The organism is Limnohabitans sp. (assembly GCF_040400975.1).
Classification (GTDB): domain Bacteria; phylum Pseudomonadota; class Gammaproteobacteria; order Burkholderiales; family Burkholderiaceae_C; genus Limnohabitans_A.
On record NZ_JBBAPF010000054.1, the window covers coordinates 1 to 5064 of the forward strand.

At 51.1% G+C, this 5064-nt stretch carries 3 protein-coding genes and 3 pseudogenes; 5 read left to right on the forward strand and 1 reads right to left on the reverse strand.

The features are described 5' to 3' along the window. Window positions 1-44 precede the first annotated feature (44 nt). The 5 genes and pseudogenes from ABWQ00_RS15555 to ABWQ00_RS15575 all read left to right on the forward strand — a co-directional run. Window positions 45-200, forward strand: a pseudogene (locus ABWQ00_RS15555) (IS30 family transposase); the annotation flags it as partial. Window positions 201-250: 50 nt separating this feature from the next. After that, the gene (locus tag ABWQ00_RS15560; RefSeq protein ID WP_353239567.1) at window positions 251-2869 is read left to right on the forward strand and encodes an O-linked N-acetylglucosamine transferase, SPINDLY family protein; all 2619 of its coding nucleotides are present in this window, start codon (window positions 251-253) and stop codon (window positions 2867-2869) included. A gap of 58 nt (window positions 2870-2927) precedes the next feature. Continuing rightward, entirely contained in the window at window positions 2928-3620 is a 693-nt protein-coding gene (locus ABWQ00_RS15565) for a methyltransferase domain-containing protein (protein WP_353239568.1), read from the forward strand. Window positions 3621-4006: 386 nt separating this feature from the next. Next, window positions 4007-4351: a hypothetical protein gene (locus tag ABWQ00_RS16375; protein ID WP_502908165.1), complete on the forward strand. Its 345-nt coding sequence runs from the start codon at window positions 4007-4009 to the stop codon at window positions 4349-4351. 233 nt (window positions 4352-4584) lie between these two features. Further along, a pseudogene (locus ABWQ00_RS15575) lies at window positions 4585-4722 on the forward strand (hypothetical protein); the annotation flags it as partial. Between the two features lie 62 nt (window positions 4723-4784). On the opposite strand, the pseudogene ABWQ00_RS15580 reads toward ABWQ00_RS15575, so the two are convergent. After that, window positions 4785-5064: pseudogene (locus tag ABWQ00_RS15580) on the reverse strand (IS1634 family transposase); the annotation flags it as partial.

A 5064-nucleotide genomic window follows, 5' to 3' on the forward strand; every position in this document is an offset into this window, starting at 1 on the left:
AAATAAATACACATTAAATTTTCTATTCCTTGAACTCACGGGAGAAGACTTTGACGGTGGACAACGGCAAAGAGTTTGCGTATCACCAGGCCAACGAACAGGCCCTTGGCATCCAGACCTACTTTGCCGATCCGTATTGCAGCTGGCAACGCGGCAGCAACGGGAACTTCAATGGTTTGGTCCGCCATTCATTCCCAAAAAGCGGCTGGGATTCAAGTACGAACTCTCAGCCATCAAGCCCCAAAACAACATGCCTGCAGCCACCCTGACCGTCGCACAACTGATCCAGCAAGCTGACCAACTTCAGTCGGCAGGCAAGGTGCAGCAAGCAGCGGACCTCTACAACGACTGGCTTGCCGTGCATGGTGACGATCCGCAAGCCGCTCCTGTGTACTTCAACTACGGCATTCTGAACAAACACAACCAGCCTGCCATCGCCAAAGCGTCATACGAAAAAGCCCAAACACTCAACCCCTTGCTGTACCAAGCCGCAGTCAATCTGGGGCTGATGGCAGAGGCCAACGGCAACGATGCGCAAGCCCTCCAAGGCTGGCGCCAGGCCCTGAGTGACCAACTGCCCGTTGAAGGCCAGTGCATGTTGCTCAACCACATGGGCCGCCTGCATGAAAAACTCAAGTGCTACCCCGAAGCCGAAACCGCGCTTGAGCAAAGCCTTCGGCTCAACCCCCAACAAGCCAACGCGATCCAGCACTATGTCGGCATTCGCCGCCGTCAATGCCGCTGGCCCAGCATACCCAACTGGCTGTGCGAAGCCCGCCCGGGTGAAGACGTGGCACTCGACATCGGCCCCTTCATGGGCATGGCCGAACTCGACACACCAGAGCGCCAACGCCAAGCCGCACAGGGTTTCGTTGAGCGCAAACGCAGCCCCATCACCCCGCTGCCGTCCGTGCGCTGGCAACACGACAAGCTACGCATCGGCTACTTTTCTGTCGACTTCAAGCTCCACGCCGTCAGCATCTTGATGGCCGAAGTGCTTGAACTGCATGACCGCAGCCGCGTTCAGGTGTATGGGCTGGACTACAGCGACACCACCCCCTCGGCCATGCGCCAACGGGTGCTCAAGGCGTTTGACCACCATGTCCCCTTGCACGCGCTCACCGACGCCCAAGCGGCCCAACGCATTCGCGAACTCGAAATTGACGTGCTCATCGACCTGACCGGGCTGACCACCGGCTCGCGTTTTGATGTGTTGGCCTACCGCCCTGCGCCTGTGCAAGCCAGCTATCTGGGCTACATGGGCAGCAGCGCCATTCCGGGGGTGGACTACATCCTGGCCGATCGGCACCTGATGCCGCCCGAGCTGACACAGCACTTCACAGAAAAGCCCATCTACCTCAACAGCTACCAGGCCAACGACCGCCAGCGCGTGATTGGCACCGCGCCAACACGCGCCGAATGCGGCTTGCCAGCCAAAGCATTTGTGTTTTGCGCCTTCAACAACAACTACAAATTCACGCCCGACATTTGGGCCACCTGGATGCGCATCCTCAAGCGCAGCCCCAACAGCGTGCTGTGGGTGCTGGAAGACAACCCGCAAGCCAAAGAAAACCTCACGGCCAACGCCAAAAGCCATGGCATCGCCGCCAACCGCTTGATATTTGCGGGCCGCGTCATGCCCGAGCAATACCTGGCCCGCTACCACTGCGCCGACTTGTTTTTGGACACAGCACCTTACGGCGCAGGCACCACCGCCAGCGACGCACTGTGGGCTGGCTTGCCCGTGTTGACCTGCCCTGGCCAAACCATGGTCAGCCGCATGGCGGGCAGTCTGCTGCACGCCGTCGGCCTGCCCGAACTGGTGACCGACAGCGCCCAAGCCTATGAAAACCTGGCCGTGCAACTGGCGACAAAACCCAAAAAAATCCAGGCCATCAAGCAACGCCTCAAAGCGCAGCGCGACTCATGCGACCTGTTCAACACCCCCAAATTTGTGCGCAACCTGGAAGACGCCCTGATCGAAACCGCTGAACAAGTGAGAAACAGCCCTCTGCCCGTCACGCCAAACCCACAGGCCACGGCGCAACACACGCCTGCAGCTGTGCGCATATTCAGCATCGCCTGGTCGGACGACACCCTCAAAACCGCGCAAGCCAGCGGCTACGAAGTCTTAGACAACCGCGCCAACCTGCGCCCAGACTGGTACGAATACTGGCCCATCCGGAATTTTTTGCTCAACCAAACCTTGGACGAAAACACCTATTACGGTTTTTTCTCCTCCAAATTTGCAGACAAAACCCAGCTGCCCGCGCCAGAAGTCTTCAAATTCATCCAACAAGCCAGCGCCAAAGGCGCCAATGTGGTCTTGTTCTCACCGCAACCCGACCAAGGTGCGGGCTTTTTGAACGTCTTTGAACAACAAGAAGTCTATTCACCCGGATTCATCGCCACCAGTGAAGCATTTCTGAAAGAAATGGGGCTCGACCTGGCACTGCGCACCATGGTCATGGACTCGCGAAACACCGTCTTCAGCAATTACTTTGTGGCCCGCCCCGCGTTTTGGCGTGAATGGCTGCGTTTTGGTGAAGCGCTGTTCAAGATGGCCGAGGCCGGCAACACGCCTTTGGCCCAAGCACTCGGACAGGCCACCCATTACCGGGGCAGCGCACAAATCAAAGTGTTTTTGATGGAACGACTCGCCTCACTGCTTTTGGCCTTGTATCCATACCACTTCAAAACCGCTGCAGCTAACCCATGGACCATGGGCTGGAGCATGACCCGATTCAGAAGTTTTCCTCAAGAAATGGTCATCAGCGACGCGCTGAAGATGGCCATCCGAGAACATGGATTTCCTGAATACACAGCTGCCTATGCGGCCATTCGCCAAAAAATCATCCAAAAAGTATGAATTAGCCGCAAGCTAAGTTTAATATTTTCTCGGTACTATTTTTCACAATGGAGTTTATATGCACCGCTCTGCGATAATTAATTGCAAATCTTTTTTTGAAACGTATTCAAAATCATTCACGGGGGACAAGAAAGTTAAAATAGTCGAAATTGGATCACAGGATGTTAATGGAAGTCTGCGAATCACTGCACCAACCGACTTTGAATATATTGGTGTTGATTTCGTTGAAGGCAAAGGGGTCGATGTAATTCTTACCGATCCTTACATTTTGCCATTTGAATCAGCATCAGTCGATATTGTTTTAACAAGCTCATGCTTTGAACACTCAGAAATGTTCTGGCTTGTTTTTCTTGAAATCATGAGAGTGCTTAAGCCCAAAGGGCTTTGTTATTTAAATGTACCATCAAATGGCAATATACATAGATATCCAGTTGATTGCTGGAGATTTTATCCGGACAGTGGTCGCGCTTTGATTACTTGGTCAAAAAGAAATGGCATCAATGCCGTTCAGCTAGAGTCATACACTTCTGCGCAGCTCGAAGGCGCCGATGGACTCTGGAACGATTTTGTCGGCGTTTTCCTTAAAGATGAAAATTTTATTTCCGAATTTCCACTGCGTATTCTTGACACTAAAAAAGATGTGTTTAACGGATTGGTTTATGGGAGTGACACCTATATAAAACCATCTGAATTGCCTGAAGATAAAAGGAAATTAGCAATTATCGCCATGGCTTTGAACGGGAAAATATAATTTTTGTTATAAAAAATGAAAACAATTAAAAAAACCTACAAGCAAATACACGACTCAAAAACAGGAAAGGTAAGCGCCAAGAGATTTTTAAAGACCATAGAGATGACCGCGTTTCAATTCTCGAAATCGGCATTCAAAATGGCGGGTCACTTGAAACGTATGCCGAATATTTTAAGAATTCTGAAATATTAATTGGCTGCGACATAAATGAAGATTGCAAGAAACTAAAATACAACCAAAATAAAATTAAAGTTGTCGTAGGAGATGCCAATTCAGAAACAGCACACAATGAAATTTCAAGAATTAAAAATTCATTCAACTTCATCATTGATGACGGGTCCCACGTTTCAGTTGACATCATAAATTCTTTTATACGATACTTTCCAATGGTTAATCCGGGCGGGGTTTATGTCATAGAAGACACATGTACGATTTTCAGTAAAAATTTTGGCGGAGGCATACTTAACGAATTCTCTGCTTATAACTTTTTTAAGAAATTAATCGATATTACTAATTTTCAATGGTGGAGTGACTCAATTAAAATGGACGATTATTTATCGACGTTTTTTCTGAATGGAGTTCCAAAATTTATTGCAGAAGGCTGGATTGATTCAATTGAATTTCGAAATTCCATCATCAAAATCAAAAAAGCCAAAAAACCAGGGCATGACAAACTAGGCGCAAGGACGATCAAAGGAACTGAGGCCATCGTTGTCGATTTGCCGAGATGATTTGACAGATTCAAGACAGCCTACCCCCCGAGTTCGACAGCAAATCCCGTTTTTCCCCGTTTTGCCTATCCGGCCTCAACAAAATCAAGAATTTACAGCTGATGTTCTGAATTTTCTGTCGTGGCAATATCGTATGAAACAAGTGTTGGCAATGTGAATTGAAATACGCCACGCTGTTTGCAAGACTTTTGTCCATGTCCACCAAACTCACCAAGTCCTGAGGTCACACCTGTGTGCAACTGGTCGAGTCCTTCCGCGGCGACAACGGTCGCCCCCTTCAGCGCACCGACTCCACGCTAGGCCGCTTGGATGAAGTGGGCGGCTTGGTGGACGCCTTGCTCAAATGCCTGCTGCGCGCCAAAGGCATGCCCCCGAGTTCGACACGAAGCGCTGTAAGTCCATGATTCGTATAGACCACGATCGCAAGTTGCCACTACAGCAGGCTCAATTGGGTATCTGGATTGGGATTCTTGACGTTCAGGGCGTCCAGCATCGAGGCCTGGTCGCGGTTGATGGTGGAGATGCCGCTAATCGGCACGCCTTGATTGATGCAGACGCTTTGGCGCTGGATACGCCGCAGTTGTGCCAGGGCGGTTTCGGGAGAGGCGGCGTGGCCGGCGGCCTTCAGGCGCTGACGCATGACGCGGTACAAGATCAGGGCCATAAAGCAAATGCTGGCGTGAGCGCGAATGCGCTCGGGCAGCCGGTGGAAC

Coding starts and splice junctions, on each gene's coding strand:
- ABWQ00_RS15560 (WP_353239567.1), top strand. CDS start 251: ATGCCTGCAGCCACCCTGACCGTCGCACAACTGATCCAGCAAGCTGAC.
- ABWQ00_RS15565 (WP_353239568.1), top strand. CDS start 2,928: ATGCACCGCTCTGCGATAATTAATTGCAAATCTTTTTTTGAAACGTAT.
- ABWQ00_RS16375 (WP_502908165.1), top strand. CDS start 4,007: ATGGTTAATCCGGGCGGGGTTTATGTCATAGAAGACACATGTACGATT.